We start from the raw sequence: 658 nt of genomic DNA, 5'->3' as shown, positions 1-658 counted from the left end.
CACCGCGGCGCTCGACATGAGCAAGACCCTCGCCATCGTCACTTCGCAGGGCGGCCCGACCTCGCACACCGCCATCCTGGCCCGTGCCCGCGGCATCGTGGCGGTTGTTTCCGCAGCCGAAGCCGAGAATCTGACCGACGGCACCACCGTGGTCGTCAATGCGGCCAAGGGCGAACTGGTCGTCGACCCGACCGAAGAGGAGATCGCCGCAGCCGAAGCCGCCAAGTCCCGCGCGGCCGCAGCCAAGGAACTGCGCGGCAATCCGGGCTCCACCAAGGACGGCCACCTCATTCCGCTGCTCGCCAACGTGGGCAAGCCGGCCGACGCAGCTAAGGCGCTGGAATATGGCGCTGAAGGCGTTGGTCTGTTCCGTACTGAATTCCTGTTCATCGGCAGCTCCGAGCCGCCGACCGTCGAAGAGCAGGCCCGCGCTTACTCCGAGCTGTTGAGCCAGTTCCCGGGCAAGAAGGTCGTGATTCGTATGCTCGATGCCGGCGCTGACAAGCCGCTGCCGTTCCTCACTCCGGAAGACGAGCCGAATCCGGCTCTCGGCCTGCGCGGTCTGCGCACCCTGCGCGCCCACATGGACGTGCTCGAAGGCCAGCTCAAGGCGCTCGCCGCCGCCGACGCCGCAACCGACGCGAACCTGTGGGTCATG

The 658-nt window shown here is 67.5% G+C and carries 1 protein-coding gene; it reads left to right on the top strand.

From position 1 onward, the window contains the following. Positions 1-16: 16 nt before the first annotated feature. A partial coding sequence (locus IE142_RS35205) for a putative PEP-binding protein (protein ID WP_268253001.1) occupies positions 17-658 on the top strand: 642 nt, incomplete at its 3' end.

The sequence above is a fragment of the Streptomyces mutabilis genome, from assembly GCF_014649815.1.
In the GTDB taxonomy this organism is placed as follows: Bacteria; Actinomycetota; Actinomycetes; order Streptomycetales; family Streptomycetaceae; genus Streptomyces; species Streptomyces mutabilis.
This window is presented reverse-complemented; position numbering and strand designations above follow the sequence as displayed.